This window comes from Pseudomonas sp. FP2196 (assembly GCF_030687715.1).
In the GTDB taxonomy this organism is placed as follows: Bacteria; Pseudomonadota; Gammaproteobacteria; order Pseudomonadales; family Pseudomonadaceae; genus Aquipseudomonas.
In genome coordinates this window covers 1,097,956-1,112,955 of record NZ_CP117445.1, presented here as the reverse complement: position 1 = coordinate 1,112,955, position 15,000 = coordinate 1,097,956, and the positions used below count along the sequence as shown (strand labels likewise).

General features: G+C 60.6%; 12 protein-coding genes. 11 read left to right on the top strand and 1 reads right to left on the bottom strand.

What is annotated here, in order from left to right:
* Position 1: 1 nt before the first annotated feature.
* The 11 genes from algK to PSH79_RS04865 all read left to right on the top strand — a co-directional run bounded on the left by algK (position 2) and on the right by PSH79_RS04865 (position 13,986).
* Positions 2 to 1,408, top strand: coding sequence for an alginate biosynthesis TPR repeat lipoprotein AlgK (gene algK / locus PSH79_RS04915; protein WP_305441516.1), 1,407 nt, complete (start codon positions 2 to 4; stop codon positions 1,406 to 1,408).
* Positions 1,405 to 2,892, top strand: a complete 1,488-nt coding sequence (locus tag PSH79_RS04910; RefSeq protein WP_305441515.1) for an alginate export family protein — start codon at positions 1,405 to 1,407, stop codon at positions 2,890 to 2,892. The genes algK and PSH79_RS04910 overlap by 4 nt, the downstream gene beginning before the upstream one ends.
* Before the next feature lie 26 nt (positions 2,893 to 2,918).
* Positions 2,919 to 4,505, top strand: a complete 1,587-nt coding sequence (gene algG / locus PSH79_RS04905; RefSeq protein ID WP_305441514.1) for a mannuronan 5-epimerase AlgG — start codon at positions 2,919 to 2,921, stop codon at positions 4,503 to 4,505.
* 10 nt (positions 4,506 to 4,515) lie between these two features.
* A complete protein-coding gene (locus PSH79_RS04900; RefSeq protein ID WP_305441513.1) occupies positions 4,516 to 5,976 on the top strand; it encodes an alginate O-acetyltransferase in 1,461 nt (486 codons plus the stop codon).
* Between the two features lie 8 nt (positions 5,977 to 5,984).
* Positions 5,985 to 7,109: a mannuronate-specific alginate lyase gene (locus PSH79_RS04895; protein WP_305441512.1), complete on the top strand. Its 1,125-nt coding sequence runs from the start codon at positions 5,985 to 5,987 to the stop codon at positions 7,107 to 7,109.
* Between the two features lie 202 nt (positions 7,110 to 7,311).
* A complete protein-coding gene (locus PSH79_RS04890; protein WP_305441511.1) occupies positions 7,312 to 8,877 on the top strand; it encodes an MBOAT family protein in 1,566 nt (521 codons plus the stop codon).
* Between the two features lie 10 nt (positions 8,878 to 8,887).
* The gene (locus PSH79_RS04885; RefSeq protein WP_305441510.1) at positions 8,888 to 10,063 is read left to right on the top strand and encodes an alginate O-acetyltransferase; all 1,176 of its coding nucleotides are present in this window, start codon (positions 8,888 to 8,890) and stop codon (positions 10,061 to 10,063) included.
* Between the two features lie 14 nt (positions 10,064 to 10,077).
* A complete protein-coding gene (locus PSH79_RS04880) occupies positions 10,078 to 10,734 on the top strand; it encodes an alginate O-acetyltransferase AlgF (protein ID WP_038357614.1) in 657 nt (218 codons plus the stop codon).
* A 211-nt stretch (positions 10,735 to 10,945) separates the two neighbouring features.
* Positions 10,946 to 12,397: a mannose-1-phosphate guanylyltransferase/mannose-6-phosphate isomerase gene (locus PSH79_RS04875; protein WP_100846177.1), complete on the top strand. Its 1,452-nt coding sequence runs from the start codon at positions 10,946 to 10,948 to the stop codon at positions 12,395 to 12,397.
* Between the two features lie 264 nt (positions 12,398 to 12,661).
* Positions 12,662 to 13,126: a multidrug transporter gene (locus tag PSH79_RS04870; RefSeq protein WP_305441509.1), complete on the top strand. Its 465-nt coding sequence runs from the start codon at positions 12,662 to 12,664 to the stop codon at positions 13,124 to 13,126.
* Positions 13,127 to 13,161: 35 nt separating this feature from the next.
* Positions 13,162 to 13,986 carry an SDR family oxidoreductase gene (locus PSH79_RS04865; protein WP_305441507.1) on the top strand — a complete coding sequence of 275 codons (825 nt, stop codon included), beginning with the start codon at positions 13,162 to 13,164 and terminating at the stop codon, positions 13,984 to 13,986.
* Between the two features lie 111 nt (positions 13,987 to 14,097).
* Here PSH79_RS04865 and PSH79_RS04860 read toward each other — a convergent pair whose 3' ends face one another.
* Positions 14,098 to 14,979, bottom strand: a complete 882-nt coding sequence (locus PSH79_RS04860) for a LysR family transcriptional regulator (protein WP_305443875.1) — start codon at positions 14,977 to 14,979, stop codon at positions 14,098 to 14,100.
* Positions 14,980 to 15,000: the final 21 nt, after the last annotated feature.

Below are 15,000 nucleotides of genomic sequence, written 5' to 3'. Positions count from 1 at the left end.
CATGCCTGTGACTAGCCCAATCAGAATCCTGCCGGTTCCGCTGACCCTGGCCATGGCAATTGCCTTGGCCGGTTGCGCCGGCCTGCCCGATCAGCGTCTGGCCAACGAAGCGCTCAAGCGTGGCGACACCGCCACCGCGGCGCAGAACTATCAGCAACTGGCCGATCTGGGTTACAGCGAAGCGCAAGTCGGCCTCGCCGATATCCAGGTCGACAGCCGTGACCCTGCGCAGATGAAACAGGCCGAAGCGACCTATCGCGCGGCGGCCAGTGTTTCACCTCGCGCTCAGGCCCGTCTGGGTCGCTTGCTGGTGGCCAAACCCGGTTCCACCGAAGCCGAGCACCACGAAGCCGAAACCCTGCTGAAAAAAGCCGCCGCCCATGGCGAAGGCAATACGTTGATCCCGCTGGCGATGCTGTACCTGCAATACCCGCACAGCTTCCCGAACATCAACGCTCAGCAGCAGATCGATCAGTGGCGCAAATCCGGTTACCCGGAAGCGGGACTGGCGCAAGTGCTGCTGTATCGCACCCAAGGCACTTACGACCAGCACCTGGATGACGTGGAAAAGATCTGCAAAGCCGCCCTCAACACCACCGACATCTGCTACGTCGAACTGGCCACGGTCTATCAGAAACGTGCCCAGCCGGAGCAACAGGCCGAGCTGATCAAGCAAATGCAGGCCGGTTACAGCCGCGGCACCGTCACCGCTCAACGCGTCGATTCCGTCGCCCGTGTGCTGGCCGATTCGACCCTGGGCGAGACCGACGAAAAAACCGCGCAGTCGCTGCTTGAGCCGATTGCTCCGGGCTACCCGGCGTCGTGGGTGACCCTCGCGCAATTGCTTTACGACTTCCCTGAATTGGGCGACGTCGATCAGATGATGAAGTACCTCGACAACGGCCGCGCCGCCGACCAGCCGCGCGCCGAGCTGTTGCTGGGCAAGCTCTACTACGAAGGCAAAATGGTCCCGGCCGACGCCAAAGTCGCCGAAGAACATTTCCAGAAAGCCGTGGGCCGTGAAGTCGCTGCCGACTACTACCTCGGCCAGATCTACCGCCGTGGTTACCTGGGCAAGGTCTATCCGCAGAAGGCGCTCGACCACCTGCTGACCGCTGCGCGCAACGGCCAGAACAGCGCTGACTTCGCCATCGCCCAGCTGTTTTCCCAAGGCAAGGGCACCAAGCCCGACCCGCTCAACGCCTATGTATTCAGCCAATTGGCCAAGGCGCAAAACACCCCACAAGCCGATGAGCTGGCGACCACCCTCGCGGCGCAGTTGCCGCCCGAGCGTCTGGCCGAAGCCCAGCGCCTGCTGCGACAGGAACAGGCCAGCCGTGGTGCCCTGAATCAGAACACGCTGCAACTGCACGCCCTGCAAGAAGAAGACGGCGAGGAAAAACTATGAAGCTCAATCCATTCGTGAAGGCCGGCATTGGCCTCACTTTCGCGCTGATCTGGTCTTGCCCGACACTGGCCGCGATGACTGAAAGCAAAAACTTCGGCCTCGAAGTGAAAATCACCGGCCAGTCCGAAGACGACCGCGACCTCGGCACCGCCAGTGGCGGCGACGTCAACGGTGTCGGCCTCGATCTGCGTCCGTGGGTCTACGGCGAAAGCGGCGCGTGGAGCGCCTACGCCATGGGCCAGGCCGTGACCTCGACCGACATCATCGAGACCGACACCCTGCAGCAGTCCGACAGCGACGGCACCCAGACCACCGACAACGGTGACCGCAAGACCAAGAAAAACTACTTGGCGATGCGTGAATTCTGGGTCGGCTACAGCGGCCTCACCCCGTACCCTGGCGAGATGCTCAAGTTCGGTCGCCAGCGCCTGCGCAATGACGACGGCCAGTGGCGCGACACCAACATCGAAGCACTGAACTGGACCTTCGACACCACCCTGTTGCGTGCCAACGCCGGTGTTGCCGAACGCTTCAGCGAATACCGCACCGACCTCAAAGAGCTGGCGCCGAAAGACAAAGATCGCCTGCACGCCTACGCCGATGCCGCTTACCAGTGGACACCGGGTAACTGGGTCGGCATCCGCGGTCACCACACCCACGACGACGGTAAACTGGATTATCCAGAGCCGGGCGTTGCCGGTGACTCGCTGGACAAGAAAGAGAACGGCGACATCAGCTGGCTTGGTCTCACCGCCGACAGCGACGCCTACAACTGGCGCAACACCAACACCGTCAACTACTGGGGCAGCATCACCGGCATGAGCGGCGACCGCGACACGGTCAACGCGCTGAACGCCGATGGTTCGCGCCCGGCGCAAGCCAAGCGCAGCGATGATGTGAATGGCTGGGCCACCGACATCGGTGTGCGTCTGCGCCTCGATCCGCAATGGCAGGTCGGCGCCGCGTATGCCCGCGCCAGCGCCGATTACGAACAGACCGGTCTGGAGAGCAACCGCTCGAACTACACCGGTACCCGTTCGCGGGTTCACCGTTTCGGCGAAGCCTTCCGTGGCGAAATGAACAACATGCAGACCGCCACCCTGTTCGGTTCGTGGATGCTCAACGACGAGTACGACGCCAGCCTGATCTACCACAAGTTCTGGCGTGTCGACGGTAGCAAACCGGTCGGCAGCAACGGCATCAACGCCGTTGAGAACAACACCGACGACGTCACTGGCGCGATCCTTTCCAGCACTTCTTTGCCACTGCAGGACGGCAACAAGGATCTGGGTCAGGAGATGGATCTGGTCGTCACCAAGTACTTCAAGCAAGGCCTGTTGCCGGCGGCGTTGAGCCAGTCGATCGACGAGCCTTCGGCGCTGGTACGGTTGCGTGGCGGCGTGTTCAAGCCGGGCGACGCCTATGGCAGCCAGGTTGATTCGTACATGCACCGCGCGTTCATCGACGTGATCTGGCGCTTCTGATGCAAACCGCGAAGGGAGTGCCCGACATGAACCATGCAAGGAAAGGCTCGCTCAGCCTGTTGGCCGGCGCAATGCTGCTGGCCTCGGCTGGTGCCTTCGCCACGGTGGAGCCGGTTGCGCCGCAACAGGGCAAACCGGCGACCACCGCCAAAGAGTTGCAGCAAGCCAAGACCTACACCGTCAGCAGCGCGCCGACCGAGGCGCTGAACCTGGCCGCGCCGAAACTGCCTGACCTGTCCGGCTTCACTGCCGAAGCGGCTGCCGCGAAGATCGTGCGCAGTAAAGCGGGCAAGGTCAGCGTGCGCCGGATGATGCAGGAAGACGCCCTGAAGGACTTTATCGGTGGCGACAACAAGATGGCTGAATGGGTGGTGCGTCAGCACGGCATCCCACAGGCAATCTTCGTCGACGACGGCTACATCAACCTCAAGGAACTGGCGCAGAAACTGCCCAAGCAGTATTTCAGCGAAACTTCGCCGGGCGTGTACCTGTCGAAGTTGCCGATCGTGGTCGGCCGTAAAGGCATCCTCGAAATCGACGGCCAGACTCAGGAATTGCGTCTGTCGCAAGAGGCCGGTTCGTTCCTGGTCAACGACGGCCAGTTGTTTGTGCGTGACACCAAAGTCACTGGCTGGCGCGAGAAGGAAAACGGCCCGGCGACGTTCCGTTCGCCGAAGGAATTCCGTCCGTTCCTGCTCGCCTGGGGCGGCACCGAGACCTACATCGTCAACAGCAAGATGGCCAGCTTCGGCTACGCCAACAGTAAGTCGTACGGCGTGAGTATTTCCCAGTACACGCCGAACATGGCCAAGGTGCTCAAGCGTTCCGAGCCGACCGGCTGGATCGTCGGTTCCGAGTTCTCGGACATGTGGTACGGCTTCTACTGCTACGAGACCCGCGACTTCGTGGTCAAGGGCAACACCTACAAAGACAACATCGTCTACGGCATCGACCCGCACGACCGTTCACACGGTCTGATCATTGCCGAGAACACGGTGCACGGCACGAAGAAGAAGCACGGGATCATTATTTCCCGTGAGGTCAACGACAGCTTCATCTTCAACAACAAAAGCTACGACAACAAACTCTCGGGCCTGGTGATCGACCGTAACAGCGTCAACAACATCATTGCCTACAACGAGATCTACAAGAACCACACCGACGGCATCACCCTCTACGAGTCCGCCGACAACCTGCTGTGGGGCAACAAGGTCATCAGCAACAAGCGCCACGGCATCCGCATTCGTAACAGCGTGAACATTCGCCTCTACGAAAACGTCGCCATGGCCAACGGCCTGACCGGCGTCTACGGCCACATCAAAGACCTCACCGACACCGACCGTGACATCAAGCTCGACCCGTTCGACGCCCAGGTCTCGCTGATCGTGGTCGGCGGTGAACTGGCGGCCAACGGCAGCGGCCCGCTGTCCATCGACTCGCCGTTGAGTGTGGAGCTGTACCGCGTATCGATGCTGGCGCCGACCAAATCCAGCGGCATCAGCTTCAACGGCATCCTCGGCGAGCGCCAGGATGAAATTCTCGACTTGCTGGTGCGCCAGCAGAAAGCCGTGCTGATCGACCCTGTCGAACGCCAGACCGAAATGCAGGACTGAGGATAATTTTATGCACCCACACTTGATCAAATTACTCAGCCTGTCGGCCCTGACCGTGGGCATTCTGGCGGCCAGCCAAGGCGCTCGCGCCGACGAGGCTGCCGGCGCTACCCCGCCGAAGTTCACCGCTGATCCTTGCTGCAACCTGTGCCCTGAAGCACACGACGCGAAGAACTACACCACGCGCTATCAGCAAAACTTCACCACGCTGGTGCAGGCCCAGGGCGACTGGCTGTTCCGTACCCAGGAAGACCTGCGCACCGAATTCAACACCACCCCGGCCGGCTACAAGCGCATGCAGCAACTGCACGATGCGTTCAAGAGCAAAGGCGTCGAACTGGTGATCGTCTATCAGCCGACCCGTGGCCTGGTGAACCGCAACAAGCTCAACCCGCAGGAAAAAGCCGCGTTCGATTACGAGAAGGCGTTGGGCAACTACAAGACCATGCTCGGCCGTTTCGCCAAGATGGGTTACGTGGTGCCAGACCTGTCGCCGCTGACCAACGAATCGCTGCCGGACACCCTGCCCGCCCACGATTTCTACTTCCGCGGCGACCAGCACTGGACGCCTTACGGTGCCCAGCGCACAGCGAAAATCGTCGCCGAGAAGGTCAAGCAGATCCCGGCCTTCGCCGACATTCCCAAGCGTGAGTTCGAGACCAAGAAGTCCGGGCGCATGGGCAAGACCGGCACCCTGCACAACATGGCCGGGCAACTGTGCGGCACCAGTTACGCAATCCAGTACATGGACCAGTTCACCACCGAGCCCAAGGGCGAAGCCGGTGACGGCGATCTGTTCGGTGATTCCGGCAACCCGCAAATCACCCTCGTGGGTACATCGCACAGCGGCAAGAACTACAACTTCGCCGGCTTCCTCGAAGAAGCCATCGGCGCCGACATTCTCAACGTCGCCTTCCCCGGCGGTGGTCTGGAAGGTTCGATGTTGCAGTACCTGGGCAGCGACGAATTCCAGAAGACTCCACCGAAGATTCTCATCTGGGAATTCTCGCCGCTGTATCGCCTCGATCAGGAAACCATCTATCGCCAGATGATGGCCCTGCTCGACAACGGTTGCGAAGGCAAAGATGCACAGATGACCGGCAGCGCCACGCTGAAGCCGGGCAGCAAACAAGAACTGATGGTCAACAGCAAGAACCTGAACCTGCAGAACAGCAGCCATCAGGTCGACATCCGCTTCGCCGACACCTCGGTGAAAACCCTGCAAGCCACCCTCTGGTACATGAACGGTCGCCACGAGGACATCAAGATCGAGAAACCGGAAACCTCCGACACCGACGGTCGTTTCGCCTTTGAGCTGCGCACGGACGAAGACTGGGCCTCGCAAAACCTGCTGGCGGTCGAAGTCCAAGGGCCAGAAGCCGGCGCCGCGCCACAGAAAGTCGAAGCGAAAATCTGCAAACGCAACGTATTCCCGGGCGCTGGGCAACAAACCGCTCAGGTCGGGCAATGAGGTCTGCTATGCGAAACTCGAAACTGAAAACTCTTTTAGCGCCGACGCTGCTCGGGCTGGCGATCTTCGCCGGCACCGCGCAGGCCGCCGCGCCACTGCGTCCACCTCAGGGCTATTTTGCGCCTGTGGATAAATTCAAGACCGGCGACAAAAGCGAAGGCTGCGACGCGATGCCGGCGCCGTACACCGGCCCGCTGCAATTTCGCAGCAAATACGAAGGCTCGGACAAGGCGCGTTCGACCCTGAACGTGCAGTCGGAAAAAGCCTTCCGCGACACCACCAAAGACATCACCACGCTGGAACGCGGCACCGCCAAACGCGTGATGCAGTTCATGCGTGACGGTCGCCCGGAGCAGCTTGATTGCACGCTGAACTGGCTGACCGCGTGGGCCAAGGCTGATGCCTTGATGTCGAAAGACTTCAACCACACCGGCAAGTCGATGCGCAAATGGGCGCTGGGCAGCATGGCCTCTTCGTACATACGCCTGAAGTTCTCCGACTCGCATCCGCTGGCACAACACCAGCAGGAAGCGCAGGAGATCGAAGCGTGGTTCAGCAAAATGGCCGATCAGGTGGTCAGCGACTGGGACAACCTGCCGCTGGAAAAAACCAACAACCACTCGTACTGGGCCGCATGGTCGGTGATGGCGACGTCGGTCGCGACCAACCGCCGCGACCTGTTCGATTGGGCGGTCAAGGAATACAAGGTCGGCGCCAATCAGATCGATGCCGACGGCTATCTGCCGAACGAACTCAAGCGCCAGCAACGCGCCCTCGCCTACCACAACTACGCCCTGCCGCCGCTGGCGATGATTGCGAGTTTTGCTCAGGTCAACGGTGTGGATTTGCGTCAGGAAAACAACGGCGCGCTGAAGCGTCTGGGTGATCGCGTGTTGTCCGGCGTGAAAGACCCGGACGAATTCGAAGAGAAGAACGGCAAGAAGCAGGACATGACCGACCTCAAAGAGGACATGAAATTCGCCTGGCTCGAACCGTTCTGCACGCTCTACACCTGTGCGCCGGAGGTGATCGAGAAAAAGCGCGGCATGCAGCCGTTCAAGACCTTCCGCCTCGGTGGCGACCTGACCAAGGTCTATGACCCGACCCATGAAAAGGGCAACAAGGGTTCATAGATCGCACACCACCCAATGTAGGAGTTGCCGAAGGCTGCGATCTTTTGATCGGGCTTTTGAAGATCAACAGATCGCAGCCTTCGGCAGCTCCTACAGGGTTCGGTATCAGGTTTGAGTTTTGTGAGTTAGCCCTCCGGTTTTGCGTGGGGGGTCTGGGGGGGCTTTGGCCCTTGACTGTTGGTTCAAACATGGAGAGATCGGGATGGTATTTTCATCCAACGTGTTCCTGTTTCTGTTCTTGCCGATCTTTCTCGGCTTGTACTACTTGAGCGGGCAACGCTATCGCAACCTGCTGCTGCTGATCGCCAGCTACGTGTTCTACGCGTGGTGGCGGGTGGACTTCCTCGCATTGTTCGCAGCGGTGACGCTGTGGAACTACTGGATCGGCCTCAAAGTCGGTGCCGCTGGCGTCAGGACCAAACCGGCCCAGCGCTGGTTGCTGGCCGGCGTGGCAGTGGATCTGTGCATCCTCGGCTACTTCAAGTACGCCAACTTCGGCGTCGACAGCATCAACGCGATGATGACGTCGGTGGGTCTTGAGCCGTTCATCCTCACGCACGTGCTGTTGCCGATCGGGATCTCGTTCTACATCTTCGAGTCCATCAGCTACATCATCGACGTGTACCGCGGCGACACCCCGGCCACCCGTAACCTGATCGACTTCGCGGCATTCGTGGCGATCTTCCCGCACCTGATTGCCGGCCCGGTGCTGCGTTTCCGTGACCTCGCCGACCAGTTCAACAACCGCACGCACACCCTCGACAAATTCTCCGAGGGCTGCACACGGTTCATGCAGGGTTTCATCAAGAAGGTCTTCATTGCCGACACCCTCGCAGTCGTGGCCGACCATTGCTTCGCCCTGCAAAACCCGACCACCGGTGATGCCTGGCTCGGCGCGCTGGCGTACACCGCGCAGCTGTACTTCGACTTCTCCGGTTACAGCGACATGGCCATCGGCCTGGGCTTGATGATGGGTTTCCGTTTCATGGAAAACTTCAAGCAGCCGTACATCAGCCAGTCGATCACCGAGTTCTGGCGCCGCTGGCACATCAGCCTGTCGACCTGGTTGCGTGACTACCTGTACATCACTCTGGGCGGTAACCGTAAAGGCACGCTGATGACCTATCGCAACCTGTTCCTGACCATGCTGCTCGGTGGTCTGTGGCACGGTGCGAACATCACCTACATCGTCTGGGGCGCCTGGCACGGCATGTGGCTGGCGATTGAAAAGGCACTGGGCCTGAACACCTCGCCGCGCAGCCTCAACCCGATCCGCTGGGCACTGACCTTCCTGCTCGTGGTCATGGGCTGGGTGATCTTCCGTGCCGAGAACCTGCACGTTGCCGGGCGCATGTACGGCGCGATGTTCAGCTTCGGTGACTGGTCGCTGTCGGAACTCAATCAGGCCAGCCTCACCGGTCTGCAAGTGGCGACGCTGGTGGTGGCTTACGTGACGCTGGCGTTCTTCGGTCTGCGTGATCTCTACACCAACCAGCCTCCGGTCAAAACCAAGCCAGTGGTCAACGTCGAAACCGACGGCCCGGCCGCTGCGACCCCAGGAATGATCAAGGCAGCCCCCGGCGAAAACCCGGCGAGCATCCACGAGCCTGGCTACACCGTCGGCGTCGACGCCCAGGTGCAACCGGCCTACTGGACGGCGGACTGGTCTCGTTACGTGATGCGCGGCTTGATCCTGCTGCTGTTCATCGCCTCGATTCTCAAACTCTCGGCGCAAAGCTTCTCGCCGTTCCTTTACTTCCAGTTCTGAGGGATCTGACATGACCCGCTCATTACGCATCTTCTACATCGCCCTGTTCCTGGTGACCCTGCTGGTCCTGGGTCTGTGGTCGGTACGCAGCTTCTTCGGCTTCAGCACCAACGCCGACGCGACGGTGCTCAACGGCCGCTGGACCAAAGCCGTGGAAACCCACTATGACGAAGAGTTTCCGATCAAGCGTCTGGGCACCAACCTCTGGGCCGCGCTGGATTTCAAACTGTTCAACGAAGGTCGTCCGGGCGTCGTGCTCGGTCGCGACCAGTGGTTGTACAGCGATGAGGAATTCAACCCGATCGTCAACGAAGAGCTGAACCTGCAAGGCAACTACGCGCTGGTCGAAGGCGTACGCCAGACCCTGAAAGAGAAAGGCGTGAAACTGGTGATGGCGATCGTGCCGGCCAAGGTTCGCCTGTACCCGGAACACCTGGGTGAAGTGAAACCGGCGAGCATTCACGCCAACCTCTATGAGGATTTCCACCACCGCGTTGCGGCGGACAAGATCCTCGCCCCTGACCTGCTCAAGCCATTGCAACAGGCCAAGCAGAACGGTCAGCAAGTGTTCCTGCGCACCGATACGCACTGGACGCCTGAGGGCGCCGAGGTCGCGGCTAACACCCTGGCGAAAACCATCGCCGACAAGTTCCCGCTCAGCGGCGAGCCACAGCGCTTCGTCACCACGCCGGCCGAGAAGGTCACGCACAAGGGCGACCTGCGTCTGTTCCTGCCGCTGGACCCGCTGTTCGAAAACCTGATGCCGGCGCAAGAGCCGCTGCAAAAGCGCAACACCGTAGCCGCTGGCGAGCAACCTGCCGGTGACGACGCGTTGTTCGCCAACAGCGAAGTGCCGGTCGCGCTGATCGGTACCAGCTACAGCGCCAACCCCAACTGGAACTTCGTCGGTGCGCTGAAACAAGCGCTGCACAGCGACGTGGTCAATTACGCCGAAGACGGTCACGGCCCGATCCTGCCGATGCTCAGCTACCTGAAAAGCGATGACTTCAAGAACAGCCCGCCACAGGTGCTGATCTGGGAGTTTCCTGAACGATATCTGCCTGTGAACAACGAAATCGGCGACGCCGACCCGCAGTGGGTCGCAGAGCTTAAACAAGCCGGCGCTCGCCAACAAAACGTAGCCATCAACACTAAATCCGAGACGCCCGACCGGGCGCAAAACTGAAAGAGAGGTACACCATGACTTTCACTACTACTCCTCGCCGTCTCGCTAAAAGCTTCGCACTGGTTGCTGGCCTCAGCGTGCTTTCCGTACCCGCCTTCGCCGGTGGCGACGCTGCCCTCTACGGCCCGACCGCACCGAAAGGCTCGACCTTTGTGCGTATCTACAACGCCAGCAACGCTGAAGTCAGCGCCACCGTCGGCAGCACTAACCTGAGCGACGTTGCGCCGCTGGCCAGCAGCGACTTCAGCTTCATGCCGGGCGGTGACTACAGCGCCAAGGTCGGCAGCCAGACCCTGCCGGTAAAACTCGCCGGTGATCACTACTACACCCTGGTCAACAACGCTTCCGGCGCGCCGCAACTGATCGAAGAACCGCCGTTCAAGAACAAGCAGAAATCTCTGGTGCGCGTGCAGAACCTCAGCGACAAGCCGCTGACCCTGAAAACCGCCGACGGCAAGACCGACGTCGTGCCAAACGTAGCGGCCAAGGGCCGTGGCGAGCGTGAAATCAACCCGGTGAAAGTCAGCCTGGCGCTGTACGAAGGCGACAAGAAAGTCGGCGACGTGAAACCGGTTGCCCTGGAGCGCGGTGAAGCAGCAGTGCTGTACGTCACCGGTTCGGGCAGCAGCCTGTCGCCAGTCTGGGTGAAACGCCCGGTGTCGACGCGCTAATCAATTTTCCGAACTGACCCGGCTCCCTGTGGGAGCTGGCTTGCCAGCGATGCAGACACCTCGGTTCTGCAGATACACCGAGGTGATGCCATCGCTGGCAAGCCAGGCTCCCACAGGGACCGAGGTGAGAGTTCGGATACGAGACAAAAACAAGAGTGAAACGACACAACGTTCGTGGCTCTAACCCAATCGATTTTATGGAGTAAACAATATGATTCCGGTGATCTTGTCAGGTGGTAGCGGTTCACGTCTTTGGCCGCTTTCGCGCAAGCAATTCCCTAAACAGTTCCTGGCCCTGACTGGCGAACACACACTGTTCCAGCAGACCCTCGAGCGCCTGGTGTTCGAAGGCATGGACACCCCGATCGTGGTCTGCAACAAGGATCACCGCTTTATCGTCAACGAACAGTTGGCCAACCGCAAACTGGAATGCCAGCGCATCCTGATGGAACCGTTCGGCCGCAACACTGCGCCGGCCGTGGCCCTGACCGCGATGATGCTGGTCAATGAAGGTCGTGACGAACTGATGCTGGTGCTGCCGGCCGACCACGTGCTCGAAGATCAGAAAGCCCTGCAACGCGCCCTCGCCCTGGCCACCGTCGCCGCCGAAAATGGCGAAATGGTGCTGTTCGGCGTGCCGGCGACCAAACCGGAAACCGGTTACGGCTACATCAAATCCACCGCTGACTCGCTGTTGCCCGAAGGCGTCAGTCGCGTCTCGCACTTCGTCGAAAAACCGGATGTAAAACGCGCCACCGAATACGTTGAATCCGGCGGTTACTACTGGAACAGCGGCATGTTCCTGTTCCGCGCCAGCCGCTTCCTCGAAGAGCTGAAAAAGCATGATCCGGACATCTACGACACCTGCCTGCTGACCCTTGAGCGCAGCGAACAGGACGCCGACACCGTCACGCTGGACGAAGCCACCTTCGCTTGCTGCCCGGACAACTCCATCGACTACTCCGTGATGGAAAAAACCCAACGCGCCTGCGTGGTGCCGCTGACTGCCGGCTGGAGCGATGTCGGTTGCTGGTCGTCGCTGTGGGAAGTCAACGAGAAAGACGCCAACGGCAACGTGACCAAAGGCGATGTGGTGATCCAGGACAGCAAGAACTGCATGATCCACGGCAACGGCAAGCTCGTGTCGGTGATCGGTCTGGAAAATATTGTGGTGGTCGAAACCAAGGACGCCATGATGATCGCCCACAAGGACAAGGTCCAAGGCGTCAAGCAGATGGTCAACACCCTCAACGAACAGGGTCGCAGCGAAACCCAGAACCACTGCGAGGTCTACCGTCCGTGGGGCTCGTACGACTCGGTGGACATGGGCGGCCGCTTCCAGGTCAAGCACATCTCGGTCAAACCAGGTGCCTGCCTGTCGTTGCAGATGCACCACCACCGCGCCGAACACTGGATCGTCGTCAGCGGCACCGCTGAAGTGACCTGCGATGACAACGTGTTCCTGCTCTGCGAAAACCAGTCGACCTATATCCCCATCGCCTCGGTGCATCGCCTGCGCAACCCGGGCAAGATCCCGTTGGAAATCATCGAAGTGCAATCGGGTTCGTACCTGGGTGAGGACGATATCGAGCGTTTCGAAGATATCTACGGCCGCTCGACCCCGATCGAACGTGGCGTGTCGGTGAAAACCATCGCGCAGTAACGTCCGCTTAAAAGAAGCCCCCGTCCAGCCCGTTGCGTCCCCTATCCGCAGCGGGTTGGGCGGGGGCTTTTTTTGTCCGGATTCTGTGTCGCCGGCAATGGCCTCTTCGCGAGCGGGCTCGCTCCCACACTTGAAATGCATTCCCCTGTGGGAGCGAGCCTGCTCGCGAAGAGGCCCGGTCAGACACCGCAAGTCCCGATGCCCATCGCCAACCTCACCTACGCTTAGGTAGGATGCCCCTCTATCTCCTCGAGGTTGCGCGAAATGTTCATCGGCGTTTTGCTGGTCATCACCTGGCTGATCCTGTTGCTGCGCTACCCGGCCAAGGCCTTGCCGGTTTCGGTGGCGGCAGCTATCGGCCTCGGTCTGGTGGCCATGTGGGTGGTGTGGCTGGACAACCGCGAGATCAAACAACTGGCGCGCCTTGAACTGCGCATCAGCTACGCCCCCGAACAATGCCCCGCCGATCGCCCGTTGCAACTGAAAATGAACAACGGCAACAGTGTGCCGCTGACCGAACTGCGTTGGCGTATTGCTGCCTATGCGCCGGGCGACACCGTGAATCTGGCCGACAACCAATACTCCGCGCCACGCTACCGTGGCCCCGGCGAATTGCAGGCCGGCGGCAGTTGGGAAGATTGCCTGCCGATGCCGCCGCTGCGCCCCGGCTATCGCCCGCAAACTCTGGAGTTTCGCGCCGAGCGATTGCAGGGTAGTTTCTCCGACTGATCCCCTTCCCCACTTTTTTGCACAAGGAATGCGCCATGCCCGTTGCGTTGATCACCGGTTGTTCCAGCGGCATCGGCCGCGCCCTCGCCGATGCATTCAAAACTGCCGGTTATGACGTCTGGGCCAGTGCGCGCAAGCCTGAAGATGTCGCATTGCTGGCGGCAGCCGGGTTCACCGCCGTGCAACTCGACGTCAATGACAACGCGGCGCTGGAACAACTCGCCGAGCGGATCAACCAGCAACACGGCGGCCTCGACGTGCTGATCAACAACGCCGGGTATGGCGCCATGGGCCCGCTGCTCGACGGCGGCGTGTCAGCCATGCAGCGCCAGTTCGAAACCAACGTGTTCTCGATTGTCGGCGTGACCCGCGCGCTGTTCCCGGTGTTGCGCCGGGCCAAGGGCTTGGTCGTGAACATTGGTAGTGTTTCCGGCGTATTGGTCACACCGTTCGCCGGTGCCTATTGCGCCTCGAAAGCGGCAGTGCATGCGTTGAGCGATGCCTTGCGCATGGAGCTGGCGCCGTTCGGCATTCGCGTGATGGAAGTACAGCCCGGCGCTATTCAATCGAGCTTCGCCAAGAATGCCGGGCATGAGGCTGAGCAGTTGATCAATGAACAATCGCCGTGGTTTCCATTGCGAGAAGGGATCCGCGCGCGGGCCAAGGCGTCGCAGGACAAGCCGACGCCGGCCAGTGAATTTGCCGCAGCGTTACTGAGGGCTGTGCAGCAGAACAAGCCGCCACGGCTGATCAGGATTGGCAATGGCAGCCGAGCGTTGCCATTGTTGGCTGCTTTGTTGCCGAAGGGGTTGCTGGAGTCGACGTTGATGAAGCGTTTCGGTTTGCGCGGGCAGCTCTGAGACCGGGTTGACGCTTTCGCGAGCAGGTTCGCTCCCACTGGGGTTCCCTGTCATTGCAGATATCTCCTGTGGGAGCGAGCCTGCTCGCGAAGAGGCCTGATCAGCCAACACTCATCCCCAGCCTTTCATGAAATCAATAAACGCCCGCACTTTCAGTGGCAGATGCCGGGTATCCGGATACAGCGCATACACCCCTTGCTCAGCGAAGCGGTAATCGGGCAGCAAACGCTGCAACCGCCCACTATCCAGATCGTCCTGGATCAGCCACTGCGGCAATATCGCCACCCCTTGCCCGGTCAACGCAAACGCCCGCAGCGTCGCCGAATTGTCGGCGACGATGGCGGTGGTTCCCGGTTTTGGCTGGTAGACATGCTCCGTGCCGGCCGGGTCGGTGACCGTCATTTCCGGCACTCGCCCATGCCCCAGCGTCGGCATCGATTCCAGCGTTGCCAGTGTGGCAACCGGAGCAAAACGCGCGACCAGTTGCGGCGCAGCCACCGCAAACACCTCGAACGTCGACAACTGCACCGCGCGCAGATTGGAGTCGTGCATGCGACCCAGGCGGATCGCCAAGTCAAAGCGTTCGGAGATCAGATCGGCATGGGTCGAGGACGTCGACAAGTGGATATTCAATTGCGGCTGATGCTGGCGAAACACCTCCAGCGCCGGCACCACCTGGGCCAGGGCAAATTCCACGGTGGTGGTGATGCGCAGCGTGCCCTTGAGTTGCGAATGCTCCGAACGGGCTTCCTCAATCGCCAGCCGCGCTTCGTCGAGGGTGCGCAAACAGCGCCGATAAAATCGCTCTCCGGCATCGGTCAGGGCCAGTTGTCGAGTGTTGCGGGTGAGCAAGGTCACGCCCAGTTCCTCCTCCAGGCGCTTGAGATTGAAGCTCACGACCGCGCGGGTCTGACCCAAGGTCTCGGCGGCCGCGGTCAACGAACCGGCCTCTACCACGGCTTTGAACGTGTCAAAACGGTCCAGGCTCACCATATCCAACACGCCCCTCGTCAA

Excerpts from the sequence above, each read along its gene's own strand:
- algK (WP_305441516.1), top strand. The coding sequence starts at position 2 with ATGCCTGTGACTAGCCCAATCAGAATCCTGCCGGTTCCGCTGACCCTG.
- PSH79_RS04910 (WP_305441515.1), top strand. The coding sequence starts at position 1,405 with ATGAAGCTCAATCCATTCGTGAAGGCCGGCATTGGCCTCACTTTCGCG.
- algG (WP_305441514.1), top strand. The coding sequence starts at position 2,919 with ATGAACCATGCAAGGAAAGGCTCGCTCAGCCTGTTGGCCGGCGCAATG.
- PSH79_RS04900 (WP_305441513.1), top strand. The coding sequence starts at position 4,516 with ATGCACCCACACTTGATCAAATTACTCAGCCTGTCGGCCCTGACCGTG.
- PSH79_RS04895 (WP_305441512.1), top strand. The coding sequence starts at position 5,985 with ATGCGAAACTCGAAACTGAAAACTCTTTTAGCGCCGACGCTGCTCGGG.
- PSH79_RS04890 (WP_305441511.1), top strand. The coding sequence starts at position 7,312 with ATGGTATTTTCATCCAACGTGTTCCTGTTTCTGTTCTTGCCGATCTTT.
- PSH79_RS04885 (WP_305441510.1), top strand. The coding sequence starts at position 8,888 with ATGACCCGCTCATTACGCATCTTCTACATCGCCCTGTTCCTGGTGACC.
- PSH79_RS04880 (WP_038357614.1), top strand. The coding sequence starts at position 10,078 with ATGACTTTCACTACTACTCCTCGCCGTCTCGCTAAAAGCTTCGCACTG.
- PSH79_RS04875 (WP_100846177.1), top strand. The coding sequence starts at position 10,946 with ATGATTCCGGTGATCTTGTCAGGTGGTAGCGGTTCACGTCTTTGGCCG.
- PSH79_RS04870 (WP_305441509.1), top strand. The coding sequence starts at position 12,662 with ATGTTCATCGGCGTTTTGCTGGTCATCACCTGGCTGATCCTGTTGCTG.
- PSH79_RS04865 (WP_305441507.1), top strand. The coding sequence starts at position 13,162 with ATGCCCGTTGCGTTGATCACCGGTTGTTCCAGCGGCATCGGCCGCGCC.
- PSH79_RS04860 (WP_305443875.1), bottom strand. The coding sequence starts at position 14,979 with ATGGTGAGCCTGGACCGTTTTGACACGTTCAAAGCCGTGGTAGAGGCC.